Below are 19,153 nucleotides of genomic sequence, written 5' to 3'. Positions count from 1 at the left end.
CGGCCCCGCCCGGCCGGGGCGCCGCCGATCCCCGTGGAGCCCGCCATGCCGTTCACCCCGCTGTTCGCCGCCGTCGACATCGGCGGCACCAAGATCGCCGGGGCGCTGGTCGACGGCGCCGGGCGGCTACGGCACCGGCTCCAGCTGCCCACCCCCGCGCGGGAGCCGGGCACGGCCGTGCTCGCCGTCGTCCACAAGGTGCTGGAGCAGCTCGCCGGCACCCCCGACTGGGCCGCCGTGACGGCCGTCGGCATCGGCAGCGCCGGCCCGGTCGACCTCGCCGGCGGCACCGTCAGCCCGGTCAACATCCCCGGCTGGCGCGGCTTCCCGCTGGTCGCCGAGGTGGCCGGGCACCCGGCGGTGGCCGGCCGTCCGGTCCGCCTGGCGGGGGACGGCGTCGCGATGGCCGCCGCCGAGCACTGGCAGGGCGCGGCCCGGGGCGCCGACAACGCGCTCTGCCTGGTGGTGTCCACCGGCGTCGGCGCCGGGCTGGTGCTGGACGGCGCCGTCCGGCCCGGCCCCAGCGGCAACGCCGGACACCTCGGCCACATCACCGTCGAACTGGACGGCGAGCCCTGCCCGTGCGGCTCCCGCGGCTGCCTGGAGGGCCTGGCCAGCGGCACCGCGATCGCCCGCCGGGCCCTCGCCGACGGCTGGCGCCCGCCCGGCGCCGACCGCACCGCCCGCGCCGTGGCCGTCTCCGCCGCCGCCGGCGACCCGGTCGCCCTGGCCTCCTTCGACCGGGCCGCCCAGGCGCTGGCCGCCGGGATCGCCGCCACCGCCGCCCTGGTCGACCTCCAGCGGGTGGTCGTCGGCGGCGGCGTGGCCACCGCCGGAGCGGTGCTGTTCGACCCGCTCGCCCGCCACCTGGACCGCGCCGCCGCCCTGTCCTACCTCCGCGGCCTGGACGTGCGCCGCGCCGAACTCGGCACCGACGCCGGGCTGATCGGCGCCGCCGCGCTCTGCCGCTGACACCTGCCCCCGGAGACCCCGGCATGCCGCCCTACGCCCTGCTCGACAACCCGGTCCGCCGCTACGACTGGGGCTCCCGCACCGCCGTCCCCGCCCTCACCGGCACCGCACCCGACGGCACCCCGCAGGCCGAACTGTGGATGGGCGCCCACCCCTCCGCGCCGTCCCGGGTGGACGGGAGGCCGCTCGACGCGCTGATCGCCGCCGACCCGGACGGCCTGCTCGGGCCCGGCACCGTACGGCGGTTCGGCCCGGCGCTGCCGTTCCTGTTCAAGGTGCTGGCCGCCGACCGGGCACTCTCCCTCCAAGTCCACCCGAGCCGCGCCCAGGCCGAGGCCGGCTACGCCGACGAGCAGGCCCGGGGCATTCCCGTGGACGCCCCGGAGCGGGTGTTCAAGGACCGCTCCGCCAAGCCCGAACTGCTGTGCGCGCTGGGCGACTTCGAGGCCCTCTGCGGCTTCCGCCCGGCGGCCGGCACCGCCCGGCTGCTGGACGCCCTCGGCGTGCTGGCCCCCTGGTCCGCCGCCCTGCGCGAGGGGCCCGCCGCCGAGGCGCTGCCCGTCCTGCTCCGGCAGGCGCTGGGGGCCGACGGCTCCCGGCCGGCCGCCGACGGCTCCCGACTCGCCGCCGTCACCGCGGCGCTGCACCGCACGGCGGCCGCCGGCGGCCGCTACGCCAAGACCTGCGCCGCTTACGCCCGGCTGGCCGACGAGCACCCCGGCGACCCGGGGCTGCTCGCCGCGCTGCTGCTCAACCACGTCCGGCTCCGCGCCGGGCAGGCGCTGTACCTGGACGCCGGGGTGCCACACGCCTATCTCCGGGGCACCGGTGTGGAGTTGATGGCCAATTCGGACAACGTGCTGCGCTGCGGGCTCACCAACAAGCACCTAGACGTGGACGGACTACTGGCCGTCACGTCCTTCCGCGCGGCCGGGCCGGTCCGCCGCACCGCCCGCCCGCTGAACGACGTGGAGGCCGAATTCCGCTCCCCCGCAGGGGAGTTCCACCTCTTCCGGCTCCGGCCGCCGGCCGCCCCGTACCGTGTCGAACTGCCCACCCCGCAGATCCTGCTGTGCGTCGCGGGCCACGCCCGGCTGCACTCCCCCGGCTTCCCCGCCCTGGACCTGCCCCGGGGTGCCTCCGCCTACCTGCCCCCGGGAGCCGGACCGGTCGAACTGACCGGCCCGGGCGCGGAGCTGTTCCGCGCCACCACGGGCGGCTGAGTCCCGGTCCGAGCTTCAGGCGAGGAGTGTCCTCAGGCGGGCAGCGGGTGGCCGAACAGCAGGTCGTAACCTTCCGGCAGCTGCTCGACGACCCGGTCGACCACGTCCCCCGGGACGAGGTCGGCCACGGTGCTCAGCACCGCCCCGATGTCCCACTGCGCCGTGGCCGTGGTAGCGCCGTCGATCCAGCCCACCACGGCCTCCACGAAGCGCTCGGCGGTCAGCGGTTCCGCGGCGGGTCCGGCGGCCCGGAGCAGCGAGGCGTACGTCCCGGGCAGCGCGTCGGCGATCTCCATCCGCTCCGCGCCCACCAGGTGCTCACCGAGCAGCCCGAGCACGACCCGGGAGGCGTGGTCCGCCTCCGCCGCGCCCCGGTACTCGCCGCGTTCCACGACGCGGGCGAGGAAGTCCTCCGAGGAGATGGTCATCGCGTCCTCCTTCCGGCCTGCGGGGCCGGGCCGGCGGCGATGGGTCCGGAGGGGCCGCCTCATCGCAGCCCGTGACCGCCGGGGGACGTACCGGCTCCCGTGCTGCTCAGGGTACTGCGGTCCGGCCTCGGCGATACCCGCCGATCCGGCCGGGGGCCCGGTCCCGAACGCAACCTTGACGACGGGCGCCGGGAGACGCGAGGGGCCGGCACGGGAGGGAGGTGCCACGGGACGGGGGCGTCGCGGGAGGGGGTGCCGGGGCGGGGCCGGAGGCCGGACCGACGGATCGACGCCGTTGTCGATCACGCCGCCGGCCCGCGCCGTCACCGGCACGGGAGCCCACGGGTGGGCGGGGGTCAGCCCGCCGAGGTGCGACACCGGCGGCGCGGGCCCCGCGGGGAGCCCACCCCGCCGCCGACCCCGGCCGGCATGCGCGGCACCGACCCCGGTGCCGTCGGCCTCGCGCCGGCAGCGGCGGCAGCGGCGCTGCCGACGGCCCGGCCGTCGCCACGCCCCGTGTCCGGGGCCGCACCGGCCTCCGAGACCGACATAAACGCCGACAGAAAACGCCGCTCGTTCTGGCTGAGTTTGCGCGAACGCCCGGATTCCTGGTCCCGCGCGACCACCACGGTCCGCGCCCTCATAAATGTCAGCGGATCACGGCAGACATTCACCTCGACGTGCGCGGAACTCCGTCCGAGGTGTTTCACGGTGAGCCGCACCGACAATGGCTCGGGGCGGTGGTGCAACTGCTCCAGGTAATCGATTTCGTGTCGGGCGATAATGAATCCGGACGGAAACAGCGATTGCCGGACGGCGGTCGCGTGGTGCCGGAGCAGGTCGTGAATCCCCTCCTGGATGTAGCCGACCAGCCGGGCGTTGTTGATGTGCCCGTTCTCGTCGACGTCGCTCCACCGGGTGGGACAGGACAGCACGTGCACGCCCGGGTGCAGCGCGCTCACTGCTGCGTCAGCCCGGCGCCGGCGCCGGTGGGGAGCAACGCCCGCTGCAACCTGGCGTAATAGCCGGACTGTTCGGCCGCCATCCGGGCCGCCGTCCAACCCTCCTCGGCGGCCTCGGCGGCCGCCTGGACGACCAGGCTGTCGAGCATCATGTCGACCGACCGGCAGAGTTCGGCGACCGCGGCGAGCCGTTCGGTGACGTCCGCCGCACCGGCCGCGCTCCGGGCCGGAAAGGCCGCCAGCGAGTCGACCGCGAGCTGCAGATCGTCGATGGCGTCCGACCGGCTTTCCTCCGGGGAATTCCGCATGCTTTTCTCCAGGACCAATTAGGGCCATTACGGCCCGGTAACTGACGTTCGAATACACCCTGATCGGTGTCGGCCCCCCGACTGCTTCGACGCTATCCCAGTCGGCGCGGGTCCGCAGATGGTTTTCGGACCACGACGGGAAACTGACTTCCATTGGAGTAGTTTGCCGGGGTACACAATATGCCCCATCAGCCGAACGCGGTAAGCAGAACGGGTGGTATCGCCGACCCGCCGAGCAAGATCGACTACGGTCCGTCACGAATCTGCTACCAGCCGCCCCACCAGCGCGCCTTGTACAGGTGGGTGCCGCGCAGCGTCCGCGCACCCTCCGGCCGGTGCAGCCGGATCACCGAGGTGCACCAGTCGCAGGCCGCGGAGTGATCGGGTGCCACCGTGAGCAGCCGTCCCGTCCCGGGCTCGTCGCCGATGCTCTTGACGTCCCGCTCGGCGGCGGGATCGGCCAGCCGTACGGCCGTGAAGCGGTCGGCGGCCGGGTCGTAGCGCCACAGGCCCCGCAGGGTGCTCAGCCAGAACCGGCCCGGCTCCGCCAGCACCGGCGCGAGGTCGTGGCCGCCCCGGCCCGGCAGCGGGGCGGTGCGGACCGCGGTCAGCGTCGGCGCGGCCGGCGAACCGCCCACCCGCAGCCCGACCAGCGCCTCGTCACCGAGCACCCAGAGCAGCCCGGACCGGCCGTCCCAGAGCACCCCGTGCGCGCCGGGCAGCCCGAACTCCGCGTACGCCGTGGCCCGCGGCCCCTGCGAGGCCGCGTACAGCCGCACCCAGCCGGCCGCGGCCACCACCGCGACATCGCCGTCCGGCAGCAGCTCGATGCTGTGCGGGTTGACCCCGGGGCCCAGGTCCGCGGCCCAGTACGTCCGGCCGGTGGCGGTCTCCACCACCGCGGCGAGCCCGCCACTGGCGGTGGTCAGCAGGTAGCGGCGGCCCTGCCGGATCCGGCTCTTCGCCTCGTCCACCAGCGACCAGCTGCGGTCCACGGCGAGATCGGCGAGGTCCGGCGCCCGGTCCGCGCTCCAGGACCACACCACCGGCAGCCGGTCCGGGCCCTGGTAGGCCATCAGCTCCTCGGCGCTCTGCAGCACGAACACCCGCCGGGAGCCCTGGTCGGCGACCACCACCTGCCAGCCCGGCCGCCCCGCCTCCGCCCGGCCGGCGGGCACGCAGCACAGCAGGGCCAGGCACAGGGCGGACAGCATTCGCATCGGCACGCCCCCACGGTGGCCGCTCCCGCACCGCCCCGCACCACGACTCGGCCGAACGGCGCCGCACCCCGCACGGTCGGCAGTGCCCGCGCCCTGCCGGGACGCGCCCTGCCGGGATCCGAGCAACCGACCAGCCGCCCGGTCAGACCTCCAACAGGTCCAGCGCCCGCATCCAGTCATACGACCCCGGTGTGAACTCCGCGATCCGCACGCCCATCCGCCGCAGCCTGGTCAGGCTCTCCTCGTACGCCGGATGCGCCGCCTGGGCCGCACTCAGGCACGGCTGAACGGCGACCGGGATCCCCCACCCGTACGACTCGCACAGGATCCCCAGCGCGAGCGTGTCCGAGATCCCGGCGCTCCACTTGTTGATCGTGTTGAAGGTGGCGGGCGAGACGACGAGGGCATCCGGATCCGGCAACGGTCGAGGATCCCCCGGCTTCCGCCAGGCGGAGCGGATCGGGAAGCCCGTCTGCTCCTCGACCGCATCCACATCGATGAACCCCATCGCGAGCGGAGTCGCCACCACCCCCACCTCCCACCCCCGCCGCTGCGCAGCGGCCACCAACTCCCCCACCCCACCGGCCACTCCCGCCGCACACACCACCACGTACAGCATCGGCATCGCCCGCACTCCCCTCTCCACTCAGCGGCCCACCACCAGATCCGCGTGCACAGTCTTCCCGAACGCCCCGACGGAGACCCCCCAACGCCGGCCCGTCAACGCGTGAACCAGCGCAAGCCCCCGATGCCCCTCCTCATCCTCCCCCGCCACCATCAGCACCGGCAGCACCCGAGACCCGTCCCGCACCGCCACCCGCACCGTCCGTTCGCCGACCCGGCGAACGGTGACGGTCATCCGCGCCAGACACCCCGTCCTCACCGCATTGGTGACGAGTTCGCCGACGGTCAGCTCCGCCGGATCGACCAGCCCCGGCAGCCCCCACTCCTCCGGCTTCTCCCGCACCATGCGCCGGGCTTTCCCCGCCGACTCCGGCCGATACGGCAACATCACAGTCGCCGGCGTCGGCACCCGCTCGGCGATCAGAAGTCCACTCGTCATCAACAACCCCTCGGCCATCGCAGCTGGTGGGCGGTCTCACAGGCCCGATGCGGAACGGGGGCTGGTTGCGGTTCGACGGCACCCGCCTCGCCGAGGAGCGCGGCACGGCGGCACCACCGCCAAGCTTTCCCGCGAGCAGAAGGGCCGCTTCGTCGCGCTCTGCTGGATCGCCCAGATCCACAAGCACATCCCCGACCCCAAGCCCGCCTACACCGCCGACTGGGACGACCTGCCCAAGTGGCAGCAGGAGACCGACGCCGACATCTTCGAGGCCGTCGAGCACCACCTCTGACCGCGCCGGACCACCTCTGACCGCGCCGGACCACCTCTGACCGCGCCGGACCACCCGCGCCTGCGGGACCGCAGGCGCGGGCGGATCCGGCTCAGAGCGGCGCGGCATCCGGGTAGCGGTCGCTGAACCTGTCCAGGAGGCGCTCGTCGGCGACCCGGATCTCCCACAGCGTGCTGTCGAACTCCGTCAGCACCACGACCGGTTCCCCGTCGGCGTACCCGGTGGCCTCGGCATCGACCAGCTGAACCGCCGGTCCCACCAGGGCGAGCAGCGTCGGGGTGTCCATGCCCTCGCCCGCCGAGCGGCGCTCCAGCTCCGCCGCGAGGTCCCACCGTTCCTCACACTCGACCCGCCAGCGCAGCCCCCGCGCCGAGTCCCCCAGCAGGGGCAGCAGTTCGGCCACGGTCACGTAGTGCGGCCCCCGCCACGCCTTGAAGCTGATCCCCTGCATCCTCGCCCTCCCGCTGCTCCCGCTGCTCCCACCGGAGATTACGGCAACCGGCGATCTCGTCCGTCTCAGGTCGGTATCCGTGCCGGGGTGACCACGGAGGACGGCGAGCAGCGCGGGGAGGTGCGGCAGACGGTCAGCGGCCGGGGGTTGGGGCCGTCGAGGACCTGGACGGACCACAGCACCGGGTAGCTGCCGCCGCAGATCCCGCAGGTCGGCGGCGGTGGCGGGGTGAAGCCCTCGGGTGCCGGGCCGAAGCCCGGCGGTACGGCGGGTGGCGCGGGCATCGGGGCGAGGGTGGGCATCGGCGGAACGGCCGGCATCGGCGGGATGGCCGGAGGCGCGGGCGGCCCCGGTGGCCCCGGAGGCGCGGGCGGAACCGGAGGCGCTGGCAGAACCGGCGGCGCTGGCGGAACCGGCGGCGCGGACGGCACCGGCGGCGCGGACGGCACCGGCGGCATCGGAGGAGGCGCCGCGCCCCACACCGCCAGCCCCGCCACCAGCGCCTCGAAGTCGTACCCGCACTCCCCGCAGGTGATCAGGGCCCCCTCCGTCCGCATCTCCCCGCAGCCCGGGCAGAACGTCACCGGGTGCTCGTCGGCCTCGGTGCTCTCGCAGCGCGAGCAGATGAAGTCGGGTTCGACCTTGCGGTGTTGGAGGAACGCCCCGAAGAGCTGGAAGGGGCTGACCTCACCGTCCTTGCCGTGCGTCGCGTGCACGACGGAGGTGATCATCTTCAGTCGGCGTCGCCGTTCCCGCATCCGCTGGAGGTCCAGGTTGACGACCTTGGTCTGCCGGCAGTCCCGGCAGGTGCACAGGGTCCGCACGGGCAGTCGGGAGCGGATCGCGAACTGCCGGTACAGGAACTCGAAGGCCGGGCGTTGTTCGCCGCCGACCCGCACGTTCACCACGCCGCAGCCGACCGCCGCGACGCTTCCCTCGACCGCTGCGGCCAACTGCGCTACCTCGGCGCCGAGTTGCTCCGGCACCCCGTCCGGTCGGCGACTCATCAGCACCGGGATCGCCAACAGGCCCATGAGGGCACCCCGGTCCAGGGCGACGGCGCCCTCCCGGGAGTGGAAGACGACGCCCTGGACCCCGCCCCACAGGGACGGTCCGGTGGCCCGGGGCGCGCCGGAGAGTCGGTCGTTGACGAGGGCGGTGACGCCGCCGACCACCCGCTGACCGGTCTGGTGGTGCCGGGCCAGCGCGTCCGCCTGGGGCGCCCGGGCCCACCAGCGGGGTTGCGGGAAGCCGGCCGCCGCGTCGGGATCGAGACCGGTCAGCGCCTGGTCCAGGGCCAGCAGCGCGCTCTGGTAGGCCGTCACGTACGGGGCCTGCACGCCCAGGGCGACCACCGAGACGGCGCGGTCGGTCAGGTGCAGCGACACCGTGGTGCCGTGGTCGAGGTCCGCGGCGAACTGCAGCCGCGCCGCCAGCGGGACTTCGTCGGGCAGCAGCATCGCCGAGCGGACGGCCGAGCCGCGCCGGGCCTCCACCACGGTGGCCAGCTCCGCGGTGACCTGGAAGCCGAGCGAGCGCAGCGCCTCCACGGCGGCGACCCGGACACGTCCGGCGTCGGCCCGGACGCGGCGCTCGGCGTCGAGGGTGATCGAGGCCAAGACTCCTCCGTGGGGCTGGAATTCGGTACGGGACGACCGCACGACGCGACGCTACCTACGGTACGGCCGAACGACGGTGCGGGAGTCTAGTCAGGGACGACCGCACCCCGCACGAGGAATCGCCGGATCGACTGCCCCACCCCGGCCCGAACGCGCCGCGCCCGCCCCGCACCTGGAGACCGGGGGCGGGCGGGGCGGGCAGGCGTCCGGGGCGTCAGCCGATGGTCGAGCCGGTGACCGGCTCGGACAGCTCGACGGTCTTGCCGTTCGCCCCGGTCTTGACGAACTGCCAGGTGAGGCCGTTGATCACGCCCTTGTCGAGCGGGGCGAGCTTGGCGAAGGCGGGCTGGCTGAGGTCGATGTGGGTGGAGTCGCAGGACGGACACTGATCCTTCACCGGCACGGTGATGGTCTTGCCCTGGTAGCTCACCTTGACCGAAATGCCCTTGCACAGCGGGTCGTTGTTGGGGTTGGCCGAGGTCCACCAGGAGTGCGGGACGGCGACCAGCAGCTGGTCGGCGGCGTTGATCCGGGTGCCGCAGGCGCCGTAGCCGGCGTCGTTGTAGTAGGTGGCCTTGCCGGTGATCGGCTTGTTGAGCGGTATCGCGGCGCTGGCGGAGCCGGCCGTGAGGGCGATGAGGGCGGCGGCGGCGAGCGGGGCGCCCGCGAGGATCCTGAGGTTCTTGCCGATGGCGCGCATGGTTCGTTCCCTCCGGTTCGTCGGTCCCGGGAATGGTCATGGGCATGACAGGCAGAAGTCGCCGAAGCCGCAGTGCAGTTCGGCGGTCCGATCCGACCCGACGCCCACCCGGTGAAGGGAACGTATGCGTTCCACCTCGGCCTGGTCCAGACCTCCCCACTGTTGCCATGAACACAAGTCAAGAACCTTTACCAAAGCGGCCGAAGGGGCGAAGATGCGTGACCAACCCGCCACGGAGGGTGTTGACAGACCGTCACCCCCGCCCGCTCCGGAGGCCCGCCCCATGCGCACCGCACTCGCCGCCCTGCTCCTCGGCGCCGTCCTGACCCCGGCCCTGGCCGCTGCGGCGCCGGCCGCCGCGACCCAGCGCGAGGCGACCCGACGTGAGGTGAACCAGCGCGAGGTGAACCAGGGCTACAGCATCCCGGTCGGCGGCGTCACCGACCTCGGCGCGCTGCCCGTCCTCGGCAGCCTCGGACTGGACTTCGCCCACCTGCTCGGCCAGTAACCCTCCCCGGTCCCGGTCCGGTTGGCGAAGATCACCGACCGGGACCGCCCGCCCGGGTTAGGCTCGACCCGCGCGGCCCGCCGCCCGCGCTGCCGACCTAGGGGGGGAACGCGTGATCGGGGACCTGCTGCCGGACGTCGTGGTGACCGAAGTGGCCTACGACGACCCGCCCGAGGCACGGCTGGAGCCCGCCGAGGAGGCGGCCGTCGCCCGGGCCGTGGACAAGCGCCGCCGCGAGTTCACCACCGTCCGCCACTGCGCCCGCACCGCCCTGACCCGCCTCGGCGTCCCGTACCGCCCGCTCGTCCCCGGCCTGCGCGGCGCACCGAGCTGGCCGGAGGGCGTGGTCGGCAGTCTCACCCACTGCGACGGGTTCCGCGCGGCCGCCGTCACCCGGGCCGGCGCCCTGGCCTCGCTCGGCATCGACGCCGAACCCGCGCTGCCGCTCCCGGAGGGCGTCCTCGGATCCGTCGCCCTGCCCGTCGAGCAGCAGCGGCTGACCGCGCTCACCGCCGCACAGCCGGCCACGCCGTGGGACCGGATCCTGTTCAGCGCCAAGGAGTCCGTCTACAAGGCCTGGTTCCCGCTGACCGAACTCTGGCTGGACTTCCACGAGGCCGAACTCGACCTCTCCCCCGACGGCACCTTCACCGCCCGGCTGCTGGTCCCCGGCCCGGTGGTCGGCGGCCGCCGGCTGGACGGCTTCGACGGCCGCTGGGCGGTGCGCGACGGACTGCTCGCCACCGCGATCGCCGTCGAGCCGTGAGCGTCGAGCCGTCGAGCCGTAGCTGCGGAGCCGAAGCCGAAGCCGAAGCCGAAGCCGTCGAACCGTAGCCGTTGATCATCCCGTCGCAACCGTTCGTCACCCGGCGGTTCGCCGCCCGGGCATATCCTCGACCGCGTGACGGTGACCTATGTGATCGACGGCAACGAGATCGGCAGCCTGGAGGACTTCTGGGACGTGGTCGGGCGGGAGATCGGCGTCGACGGCTACTTCGGCCGCAACCTCGACGCCTTCGCCGACTGCCTGAGCGGCGGGTTCGGCACGCCCGATGACGACGACTACGTCATCGAGTGGCGCCACCACGAGGCCTCCCGCCGCAGCCTCGGCTACCCGGAGACGGTCCGCCAGCTGGAGCGCCGGCTCGCCGGCGCCCACCCCGAGAGCCGCGCGTACGTCGCCGCCGAGCTGGCCGCGGCCAAGGCGGGCAAGGGGCCGACGGTCTACGACTGGCTGGTCGACATCATCGAGGAGCGGCACCCGGGCGGCCTCCGCCTGCTCTGACCCGCGTGGTCTGACCGGGCGGGGCGTGACCCCGTGTGGCGGCCCCCATGTGGCGGCCCCCGCGTGGTGGCCCCGCCCGGCGTGACGCGCCGGGAACTCCCGCGGGCTCCCGGGAGCTACAGCACGTCGGACAGCCGGACGAACCGCCGCCCCGCCGCGAGCAGCCCCGGCAGTGCCGCGGTGAACCCGGCGGCGGTGCCCCGGCCCGGCTGGTTCATGTGCCCGATGACGATCGCCCCCGGCGGCGCCGACGCCACCTCCCGCCGCACCTCGGCGGCCGGCATCGTCGCGCCGCCGTCCCCGTTCACGGTGAACCCGGCGATGCGTTCGCCCAGGTCGGCGACCACCCGGACGGCGACGTCGTCGTAGTACGCGGTGCCGGAGCGGAAGAACCGCGGCGGGCGCCCGAGCAACTCGGTCAGCTTGCCGGCGTTGCCCGCCACCTCGTCGTACACCTCGCCGACCCCGCTCGTACCGGCGATCCCCTCCGCCGAGCGGCCGGTCACCGAGAGCGGACGGTGCACGGTGCCGTGGTTGCCGATCTCGAACAGCCGGTCGGCGGCGAGCTGTTCGAAGATCTGCGGATTGGCGTCGATCCAGCGGGCGTTCAGGAACAGGGTGGCCGGGACGGAGTTCGCGCGCAGGAAGTCGATCAGGTCGGCGTCGTAGCGGCTCCCACCGGGCCCCCCGCAGGCGTCGAAGGTGAGCGCCATGGCCTGCTCGCCCTCCGGCAGCCCGGTGACCACCCCGGGGAGGTCCAGACCCCACGCGGTCGGCGCCACGGCCCCGTAGCGCCGGACCAGCTCCGCCCGGCCGGGCTCCCGAGGGGCGGCGGACCCGGCGGCGGAGGGCGCGGCCGACGACGCGACTGACGGTGTGCCCGAAGGAGTAGCCGAAGGAGTGGCCGACGGCGAGGCCGACCCGGCCGCCGGGGCCGCCCCGCCCCCCGCCACCTCCCGTCCCGCCCGGCACCCCGCCAGCGCGCCCCCGGCCACCACCGCCGTCAGCAGAACCCGCCGACTCAGTGCCACATCAGCCTCCAGACCGACCCGTCGCCACCTGTCATGCCAACCGGCACATGACTATGAACCGACCGATCGTCACTCAGCGCAACTTGCCCCGCCCGTGCCCCGGTCCCCTTTCACCGGCCCGCCCCACCCCGGTGGGCCCCGCCTCACCCGGGGTTCACCCCCCGGGGTAGGCGTGCCGACGGATCCGCCCACCCCAGCCCGGAGGCCCCGATGCCCGCCGACCCCACCCCGCCCGTCCAGCCCGAGCGCCCCGCCGAGCCACCGAACCCCACCGAGCCGCCGAACCCCACCGAGGCACCGAACCCCGGCCGTCGCGACCTGCTCCGCACCGGCCTCGCCACCGGCGCCGCCACCGCCCTCGGCCTCGGCCTGGCCGCGAGCGCCGCCACCGCCGGCTCCGCCTCGGCCGCCCCGAGCCGAGGCCCCAGCCAGGGCCAGGGCCCGGACCGCGACGACCGCACCCTCATCCTCACCGGACACCTCCCCACCGGCGCCCCCGACTTCGTCCACCTCCCGGTCGAGGTCCCCGAGGGCGTCCGCGAGATCGCCGTCTCCTACGGCTACGACAAGCCGCAGGTCCCGGCCGGCACCCCCGGCAACTCCTGCGACATCGGCATCTTCGACGAGCGCGGCACCGACCTCGGCGGGGACGGCTTCCGCGGCTGGTCCGGCGGCTTCCGCACCGAGTTCGCGCTCGCCCGCGACTCCGCCACCCCCGGCTACCTCCCCGGCCCGATCAACCCCGGCACCTGGCACGTCGTCCTGGGCCCGTACCAGGTCGCCCCGCAGGGCCTGGAGTACCGCGTCCAGGTCACCCTCCGGTTCGGCGAGCCCGGGCCGGAGTTCACCCCGCACTACCCGCCGGAGCGGGCCCGCGGTCGCGGCCGGGCCTGGTACCGCGGCGACTGCCACCTGCACACCGTGCACTCCGACGGGCGCCGCCTGCCCGAGGAGGTGGCCGCCGGGGCCCGCGCGGCCGGCCTGGACTTCATCGTCTCCACCGACCACAACACCAGCTCCTCGCACGCCGTCTGGGGTCCGCTGGCCGGCCCCGACCTGCTGATCGTCCCCGGCGAGGAGGTCACCACCCGCAACGGCCACTGGCTGGCCCTCGGCCTGGAGGCGGGCCAGTTCGTCGACTGGCGCTACCGATCCCGCGACGAGGAGTTCCCGCGCTTCGTCCGCCAGGTCCACCGCTCCGGCGGTCTGGTGGTACCCGCGCACCCGTACTGCCCGTACGTGGCCTGCCAGTGGAAGTTCGGCTACGACCAGGCCGACGCCGTCGAGGTGTGGAACGGGCCCTGGACGTACGACGACGAATCGGCCGTCGACACCTGGGACTCCCAGCTCGCCGCGGCCCTGCGAGGCGGCGGCCGCGGCGGCGGCGGATCCGGCCGAGGATCGGGCGGCGGATCCGGCGACCGCTCCTGGCGGCCCGCGATGGGCAACAGCGACGCCCACAGCGCGCCCCAGGTCATCGGCCTGCCGCACAACGTGGTCCTCGCCGAGGACCTCACCCGGGACGCCGTCCTGGACGGCCTGCGCGCCGGGCGCTGCTGGCTGGCCGAGTCCGCCGCCGTCCGGCTCGACCTCACCGCTACCGGCCACGGCCGCCAGGCGGGCATCGGCGAGGAGCTGACCGTCCCCGCCGACGCCCCGGTGGACGTCCGGCTCACCGTCTCCGGCGTGCCCGGCGGCACCGTCCGCCTGATCACCGACGAGGGCCAGATGCACCAGGAGTCGCTGTCCGCCGACGGCTCCGGCACGGTCGTCTGGCGCACCACCGCCTCGCTCGCCGGCTACGTCCGCGCCGAGGTGCGCCACCCCAGGGCCGACGGCACGTCCGGCAAGGGCAACACGATGGGCGCGGACCTCCCCTGGGGCCCGATGGCGGCCCTCACCAACCCGATCGTGCTGCGTACCGACGAGCACTGAGCACGCCCGCCGACCCACCCACGGGCCTGGAGGGGGACGACTCGGGGCACCCGTTTGGACTAGGTTGATCCCCGAAACGCATCAGTCGTGGGGACGAGGCGGTCGGCTGTCCGCATCCGGGCCGACCGGCTCCTTCGCACTCCCACCGCCTCGCCCCGGCTGCCCGTCCGTACCCGTCCCGTCCCCGGCCCGCGAAGGGATCAGCAGCTGTGAACCGTACGACCGTAGGTGGGCCGGAGCTCGGGGGCGGCCGGGGGGCCGGGGGCGTCCTCGTCCTCGTCGACCCCACCGGGGCCGCCGGCGAACGAGGGGGCGGCAGCCGGGTCGCGGCGCTGCTCGCCCAGGAGCTGCGCCCCAGCGTCCACCTCCGGACGGACGACTTCCTCCAGGTCATCCGCAACGGCCGGCTGCCGGACGGGCTCCCCGAGACGGCCCGCCAGCACGCCACCGCCCTCGCGGCCACCGCCCAGGCCGCCTTCGCCTACGCCACCGGCGGCTACCAGGTCGTCGTCGAGTGCACCGAGCCCCCGGCCACCCTCGACACCTTCCGCCGCGAGAGCCGCGCCACCGGCGCCGCCCTCCACCACGTCGTCCTCACCACCACACCCCCCACCACCCCGCACGAGCTCGACACCACCCCCCTCACCCCCGAAACCACCGCCGAGTCCCTCCTCGCCGCCCTCACCACCCGCACCCACCTCCTCGGCTGGTAGCGGCCGCTGCGGCTGCGAGTGGCGTCAGACGCCCACCACGCCGTCGACGGCCTCGCGGAGGAAGTCCGCGTGGCCGTTGTGCCGGGCGTACTCGTGGATCAGGTGGAGCATCACCAGGCGCAGCGAGACCTCGGCCTGCCAGCGGGGCTGGTAACCGGTCACGTCGAGCGACGGGGCGGCCAGCTCGATGCGGCGGGAGTGCTCGACCTCGCTCTGCCAGGCGGCGAAGGCCTCGGCGCGGGTGGCGCCGGTGGTGTCGTAGGCCACCTGGTAGTCGTCCTCGGACCAGACCAGCGGGACGTCCTCGCCGTCGATCACCCGGCGGAACCAGGTGCGCTCCACCTCGGCCATGTGGCGCACCAGCCCGAGCAGGCTCAGCGTGGACGGCGGGCTGGAGCGCAGGCGCAGCTGTTCGTCGGTGAGGCCCTCGCACTTCATGGCGAGGGTCGCCCGGTGGTAGTCCAGGAACTGACGCAGCATGTCGCGCTCGCCGCCGGTCAGTGACGGTACGGGACGGTCGTCGGTGCTCATCGGTCGGTCACTCCTCTGGTTCGGGTTCCCGGTTGGTTCGGGTTCCCGGCGGACTGTAGCGAACCGGCGCCCCGCCGGACACCGCGTTTTCCGGCGCCACCGCCGGCCGCCCCCGGCTGCCACCGCCCGCCGCCACGTCACGTCAACCCCGAACCCGGGCGGTCACGTACCGTGTTCGGACCGCCACCGGTTTGGGTACGTACCTCGGCGCGCCCGACCGCCGGGCGCCCACCGAGCAGGAGACCCGACCACCCATGGACCACAACCACATCCCCCCGACGGTCCGCCGGACGTACGGCGCCGATGACCTCGCCAAGGCTGCCAGCTTCGCCGGCGGATTCATCAACTTCGGTGACTGGCACGGGATCGACCTCACCGCCCCGTCCCCCGAGGACCGGGTGCACAGCCAGGAGCAGCTCTACCGCCGGGTGCTGAACACCTTCCCCGAGCCGCGCGAGCAGCTGCGCCTGGCCGAGGTCGGCTGCGGCCGCGGGCTCGGCGCGGCCCTCGCGCTACGGGAGTTCCGCTTCGCCTCCGTCACCGGCGTCGACATCCACCCCGACCAGATCGAACGCGCCCGCGCCGTCAACGCCCGGGCCCTGGCCACCTACCCCGACCGGCTCGCCTACACCCTCGGCTCGGCCGACCGACTCCCCTTCGCCGGCGGCCACCTGGACGGCCTCTACTCCGTCGAAGCCGCCCAGCACTTCCGCGAACTCACCACCTTCGCCCGCGAGTCCGCCCGGGTCCTGCGTCCCGGCGGCCGCCTCGCCGTCACCACCTTCTTCGCCGCCCCCGGGCCCGAGATCGCCGAACGCCTCAAGATCCTGCTCGCCAGCTTCGCCGACGGCCTCGACGTCGCCCACCCCCTCGACGCCTTCACCACCGACCTCACCGGCGCCGGCTTCACCGACGTCACCGCCCGCTCCATCGGCGCCGACGTCTGGCCCGGCCTCGACCGCTACCTCACCGACACCGTCCCGCCCACCCACTGGAGCCGCAACTTCCTCCCCGCCTGGCGCGACGGCCTCCTCGACTACCACCTCGTCACCGCCACCCGCGCCTGACCCGGCCACCCGTCTGACAGGCCCGAGCCCCGGCGCGCGACGACCGCGACCTGACGGGCCGCCCACCTCCGGGCGGCCCGTCAGGTCGCGGTGGACCGGTCAGGCCCTGGTGAGTCGTCGCTCAGGGTGCCAGGCCGTCCGGATGCCGCCAGCTCACCAGGCGGGCCCCGTCCGGCGGGGCGTCCAGGACGTCCTGCCCGAAGACCCGGTTGATCGAGGTGCCGCCGTTCAGCGAGATGTCGGCCCCGTAGACGTGCAGCGAGACCGCCCGCCCGGTGCCGCCGTTGGACACCCGGTGGATGTCCTCGTCCGGCGGCGCGAGCAGCTGCACCCGGCCCGCGGAGCAGGTGGTCCGGCCGGACGGCACCAGCACCCGGCGGCCGGAGCGGGGCATCCGCCACAGCCGGTACGCCTCGTCCACCTCCACGCCCTCCAGCACGCCGGAGACGCACCAGGCGACGTGGTCGTGGATCGGGGTGGCCTGCCCGGGCAGCCAGGTCAGGGCCACCACGGAGTGGGTCCGCCCGGCGTGCAGCAGCCGCTGGGCGTAGCCGGCGGTGTCACCGGCGCACAGGTCCGCGGGGACGATCAGCCCGGCGCGCAGGTACTTGCGCAGGGTGTCCGCGGTGAGCTGGGCGGTCAGGACGTCGGCGGCGGCGTAGCGATCGAGGTCGGAGAGGAACTCGTCGAGGTTGGAACCCGTCGTCATGGCTACCGCCCCGCCCCGGTGAGCGCGCGGACCTCCAGCTGCGCGAAGGATCGTCCGTCCGCGTCCTCGTCCCGGCGGCGACGGCCGCCGGCGAGCGAGCCGAGGATGGCGGCGGCGAAGCCGATCGGGATCGAGATGACCCCGGGGTTCTGCAGCGGGACCGGCGCGGTGGTGGTGCAGGAGATCAGCGCCGTGGCGTTGCCGACCTCCTTGCTGGCCGTCGGCACCCCGCAGTCCTTCGCCTGGGCGGCCGTCAGCTTCACGGCGGGGACGGTGGCGCTGGCGCCGCCCCAGCAGATCGGGGAGAGCAGCACCAGGCCGATCGCGCTGACCAGGCCGGCGTAGATGCCGCACTTGGCGCCGAAGGTGGTGAAGCGCCGCCAGAACAGGGTCAGCAGGATGGCGGGCAGGTTGGCCGAGGCCGCGATGGCGAAGGCCAGCGCCACCAGGAACGCCACGTTGAGGTCCCGGGCGAAGATCGACAGGGCGACCGCGACGGCGCCGATGACCACGGCGGCGATCTTCGCGGTGATCAGCTCCTGCCGCTCGGTGGCCCGGCCCTTGCGGATCACGCTGGCGTACAGGTCGTGGGCGAACGAGGACGAGGAGGTCAGGGTGAGCCCGGCGACCACCGCCAGGATGGTGGCGAAGGCGACCGCCGCGATGAAGGCCAGCATCAGCGAGCCGCCGGTGCTGCCGGCGCCGCCGCCCAGGTGCTCGGCCAGCAGGGTCGCGGCGGTGTTGCCGGACGGGTCCTTCTCCTTGATCGTCGCCGTGCCGACCAGCGCGGCCGCGCCGAAGCCCAGCACCAGGGTCATCAGGTAGAAGACCCCGATGATGCCGATCGACCAGTTGACCGACTTGCGGGCGTCCCGGCCGGTCGGAACGGTGTAGAAGCGGACCAGCACGTGCGGCAGCGCCGCGGTACCCAGCACCAGCGCGGTGCCCAGGCTGACCAGGTCGAGCTTCGACCAGCCGTCGGTCGCCCCGTACTTCAGGCCGGGCTGGAGGAAGGCGTCGCCCTTCTTGGAGGCCGCCGCGGCGTCCCCGAGCAGGTGGCTGATGTTGAACCCGTACTTCGCCAGCACCCACACCGTCATGGTGGCCGCGCCGGCGATCAGCAGCACCGCCTTGACGATCTGCACCCAGGTGGTGCCCTTCATCCCGCCGACCACGACGTAGACGATCATCAGGGCACCGACCCCGACGATGGTCCACACCTGCGCGGCGCTGCCCTTGACGTCGAGCAGCTGCCCCACGATCGTGGCCGCACCGACCATCTGCGCGATCAGGTAGAAGATCGACACCACGATGGTCGACACGCCCGCGGCGGTCCGCATCGGCCCGCTGCGCAGCCGCGCGGCGAGCACGTCGGCCATGGTGAACCGCCCGGTGTTGCGCAGCAGTTCGGCCACCAGCAGCAGCGCGACCAGCCAGGCCACCAGGAAGCCGATCGAGTACAGGAAGCCGTCGTACCCGGCCAGCGCGATGATCCCGGCGATGCCGAGGAAGGAGGCCGCGGACAGGTAGTCGCCCGAGATCGCGATCCCGTTCTGCAGCGCGGAGAACTCGCCGCCGCCCGTGTAGAAGCCGCCGGTGCCCCGGGTGCTGCGCCGGGCCCACAGGGTGATGACCAGGGTCACCGCCACCAGGGCCACGAACAGGCCGATGGTCAGGCCCTTGTTCGACGTCGACGTCGACGCCACCTGTGCCGCCTGTGCCGTCGCGGCGGCGTGGGAAAGGTGCTGTGTCATGCCTTGATCTCCGTCGGCTCCTGGTCACCGTCGCGGCGACCGGAGGCCGCCGCCTTCCGCAGCGCCGCCGCCAGCGGGTCCAGCCGCCGGGCGGCGAACCGGCCGTAGGCCAGGGCGATGGCGAAGGTCGAGACGAACTGCAGCAGTCCGAAGACCAGGGCCACGTTGACGTGCCCGGCGATCTTGGTCGCCATGAACCCACGGGCGTAGGCGGAGCAGAGGACGTACGCCAGGAACCAGAGCAGGAACGCCGCCGTCACGGGGAAGACGAACCTGCGGTAGGTGGAGCGTAGTTCGGTGAATCTCGGATCGTCGCCGATCCAGGGTGTGTCACCGCGCGACGACGCGGCCGGGTCAGTCATGTGGGTCCTTCGGAACGGTG

General features: G+C 74.2%; 23 protein-coding genes. 9 read left to right on the top strand and 14 right to left on the bottom strand.

The window, feature by feature from the left end:
• The first annotated feature begins 45 nt into the window (after window positions 1-45).
• On the top strand, window positions 46-972 hold the full coding sequence (locus ACFWIS_RS27380; RefSeq protein WP_380460835.1) for an ROK family protein: 927 nt from the start codon (window positions 46-48) through the stop codon (window positions 970-972).
• A gap of 23 nt (window positions 973-995) precedes the next feature.
• Window positions 996-2,195: a mannose-6-phosphate isomerase, class I gene (gene manA, locus ACFWIS_RS27375; protein ID WP_380460837.1), complete on the top strand. Its 1,200-nt coding sequence runs from the start codon at window positions 996-998 to the stop codon at window positions 2,193-2,195.
• A 32-nt stretch (window positions 2,196-2,227) separates the two neighbouring features.
• Here the strand turns inward: manA and ACFWIS_RS27370 are convergent, their stop codons facing one another.
• The 6 genes from ACFWIS_RS27370 to ACFWIS_RS27345 form a co-directional block, all read right to left on the bottom strand.
• Window positions 2,228-2,623: a DUF2267 domain-containing protein gene (locus tag ACFWIS_RS27370; RefSeq protein WP_380460839.1), complete on the bottom strand. Its 396-nt coding sequence runs from the start codon at window positions 2,621-2,623 to the stop codon at window positions 2,228-2,230.
• 356 nt (window positions 2,624-2,979) lie between these two features.
• Entirely contained in the window at window positions 2,980-3,585 is a 606-nt protein-coding gene (locus ACFWIS_RS27365) for an acyl-CoA thioesterase (RefSeq protein WP_380460841.1), read from the bottom strand.
• Window positions 3,582-3,893, bottom strand: a complete 312-nt coding sequence (locus ACFWIS_RS27360; RefSeq protein ID WP_380460842.1) for a hypothetical protein — start codon at window positions 3,891-3,893, stop codon at window positions 3,582-3,584. Before ACFWIS_RS27360 ends, ACFWIS_RS27365 begins: the two co-directional genes overlap by 4 nt.
• 266 nt (window positions 3,894-4,159) lie before the next feature.
• Window positions 4,160-5,113: a DUF6528 family protein gene (locus ACFWIS_RS27355; protein ID WP_380460872.1), complete on the bottom strand. Its 954-nt coding sequence runs from the start codon at window positions 5,111-5,113 to the stop codon at window positions 4,160-4,162.
• A gap of 142 nt (window positions 5,114-5,255) precedes the next feature.
• Window positions 5,256-5,738 (bottom strand): flavoprotein, encoded by a 483-nt coding sequence (locus ACFWIS_RS27350; RefSeq protein ID WP_380460844.1) that lies wholly within the window; start codon window positions 5,736-5,738, stop codon window positions 5,256-5,258.
• 21 nt (window positions 5,739-5,759) lie between these two features.
• Window positions 5,760-6,083: an ATP-binding protein gene (locus ACFWIS_RS27345; RefSeq protein WP_380460846.1), complete on the bottom strand. Its 324-nt coding sequence runs from the start codon at window positions 6,081-6,083 to the stop codon at window positions 5,760-5,762.
• On the opposite strand from ACFWIS_RS27345, the gene ACFWIS_RS27340 reads away from it, so the two are divergent.
• Window positions 6,082-6,468 carry a hypothetical protein gene (locus ACFWIS_RS27340; RefSeq protein WP_380460848.1) on the top strand — a complete coding sequence of 129 codons (387 nt, stop codon included), beginning with the start codon at window positions 6,082-6,084 and terminating at the stop codon, window positions 6,466-6,468. The genes ACFWIS_RS27345 and ACFWIS_RS27340 overlap by 2 nt on opposite strands.
• Before the next feature lie 91 nt (window positions 6,469-6,559).
• Here the strand turns inward: ACFWIS_RS27340 and ACFWIS_RS27335 are convergent, their stop codons facing one another.
• From ACFWIS_RS27335 to ACFWIS_RS27325, 3 genes are all read right to left on the bottom strand, one after another.
• A complete protein-coding gene (locus ACFWIS_RS27335; protein WP_380460850.1) occupies window positions 6,560-6,919 on the bottom strand; it encodes a hypothetical protein in 360 nt (119 codons plus the stop codon).
• A 65-nt stretch (window positions 6,920-6,984) separates the two neighbouring features.
• The gene (locus ACFWIS_RS27330) at window positions 6,985-8,538 is read right to left on the bottom strand and encodes a hypothetical protein (protein WP_380460852.1); all 1,554 of its coding nucleotides are present in this window, start codon (window positions 8,536-8,538) and stop codon (window positions 6,985-6,987) included.
• Between the two features lie 214 nt (window positions 8,539-8,752).
• A complete protein-coding gene (locus tag ACFWIS_RS27325) occupies window positions 8,753-9,238 on the bottom strand; it encodes a cysteine/serine endopeptidase inhibitor (RefSeq protein WP_380460854.1) in 486 nt (161 codons plus the stop codon).
• Between the two features lie 283 nt (window positions 9,239-9,521).
• Here ACFWIS_RS27325 and ACFWIS_RS27320 point away from each other — a divergent pair, with 283 nt between their 5' ends.
• The 3 genes from ACFWIS_RS27320 (at window position 9,522) to ACFWIS_RS27310 (ending at window position 11,031) form a co-directional block, all read left to right on the top strand.
• Window positions 9,522-9,746, top strand: a complete 225-nt coding sequence (locus tag ACFWIS_RS27320) for a hypothetical protein (RefSeq protein ID WP_380460856.1) — start codon at window positions 9,522-9,524, stop codon at window positions 9,744-9,746.
• A gap of 112 nt (window positions 9,747-9,858) precedes the next feature.
• Window positions 9,859-10,512 (top strand): 4'-phosphopantetheinyl transferase, encoded by a 654-nt coding sequence (locus ACFWIS_RS27315; RefSeq protein WP_380460858.1) that lies wholly within the window; start codon window positions 9,859-9,861, stop codon window positions 10,510-10,512.
• Between the two features lie 135 nt (window positions 10,513-10,647).
• Window positions 10,648-11,031: a barstar family protein gene (locus tag ACFWIS_RS27310; RefSeq protein ID WP_380460860.1), complete on the top strand. Its 384-nt coding sequence runs from the start codon at window positions 10,648-10,650 to the stop codon at window positions 11,029-11,031.
• A 116-nt stretch (window positions 11,032-11,147) separates the two neighbouring features.
• Here the strand turns inward: ACFWIS_RS27310 and ACFWIS_RS27305 are convergent, their stop codons facing one another.
• Window positions 11,148-11,813, bottom strand: coding sequence for a polysaccharide deacetylase family protein (locus ACFWIS_RS27305; protein WP_380460862.1), 666 nt, complete (start codon window positions 11,811-11,813; stop codon window positions 11,148-11,150).
• A gap of 459 nt (window positions 11,814-12,272) precedes the next feature.
• On the opposite strand from ACFWIS_RS27305, the gene ACFWIS_RS27300 reads away from it, so the two are divergent.
• Both ACFWIS_RS27300 and ACFWIS_RS27295 read left to right on the top strand, forming a co-directional pair.
• The gene (locus ACFWIS_RS27300; RefSeq protein WP_380460864.1) at window positions 12,273-13,997 is read left to right on the top strand and encodes a CehA/McbA family metallohydrolase; all 1,725 of its coding nucleotides are present in this window, start codon (window positions 12,273-12,275) and stop codon (window positions 13,995-13,997) included.
• Window positions 13,998-14,206: 209 nt separating this feature from the next.
• Window positions 14,207-14,710 carry a hypothetical protein gene (locus ACFWIS_RS27295; protein WP_380460866.1) on the top strand — a complete coding sequence of 168 codons (504 nt, stop codon included), beginning with the start codon at window positions 14,207-14,209 and terminating at the stop codon, window positions 14,708-14,710.
• Window positions 14,711-14,734: 24 nt separating this feature from the next.
• Here the strand turns inward: ACFWIS_RS27295 and ACFWIS_RS27290 are convergent, their stop codons facing one another.
• Window positions 14,735-15,241, bottom strand: coding sequence for a DinB family protein (locus ACFWIS_RS27290; protein ID WP_380460868.1), 507 nt, complete (start codon window positions 15,239-15,241; stop codon window positions 14,735-14,737).
• 254 nt (window positions 15,242-15,495) lie between these two features.
• On the opposite strand from ACFWIS_RS27290, the gene ACFWIS_RS27285 reads away from it, so the two are divergent.
• Window positions 15,496-16,308, top strand: a complete 813-nt coding sequence (locus ACFWIS_RS27285; RefSeq protein ID WP_380460870.1) for a class I SAM-dependent methyltransferase — start codon at window positions 15,496-15,498, stop codon at window positions 16,306-16,308.
• Window positions 16,309-16,429: 121 nt separating this feature from the next.
• Here the strand turns inward: ACFWIS_RS27285 and ACFWIS_RS27280 are convergent, their stop codons facing one another.
• Genes ACFWIS_RS27280 through ACFWIS_RS27270 form a run of 3 tightly spaced genes read right to left on the bottom strand, consistent with a single transcriptional unit; the run spans window position 16,430 to window position 19,133 of the window.
• Complete coding sequence (locus ACFWIS_RS27280) at window positions 16,430-17,017, bottom strand: cysteine dioxygenase (protein ID WP_380462438.1); 588 nt, start codon at window positions 17,015-17,017, stop codon at window positions 16,430-16,432.
• Window positions 17,018-17,019: 2 nt separating this feature from the next.
• Window positions 17,020-18,771: a cation acetate symporter gene (locus ACFWIS_RS27275; RefSeq protein ID WP_380462437.1), complete on the bottom strand. Its 1,752-nt coding sequence runs from the start codon at window positions 18,769-18,771 to the stop codon at window positions 17,020-17,022.
• On the bottom strand, window positions 18,768-19,133 hold the full coding sequence (locus tag ACFWIS_RS27270) for a DUF485 domain-containing protein (protein WP_380462436.1): 366 nt from the start codon (window positions 19,131-19,133) through the stop codon (window positions 18,768-18,770). The genes ACFWIS_RS27275 and ACFWIS_RS27270 overlap by 4 nt, the downstream gene beginning before the upstream one ends.
• Window positions 19,134-19,153: the final 20 nt, after the last annotated feature.

It is taken from the genome of Kitasatospora sp. NPDC127060 (assembly GCF_042724935.1).
Lineage (GTDB): Bacteria > Actinomycetota > Actinomycetes > Streptomycetales > Streptomycetaceae > Kitasatospora.
The sequence above is the reverse complement of the archived record's forward strand: the minus strand, read 5'-3'. Positions and strand labels throughout refer to the sequence as shown.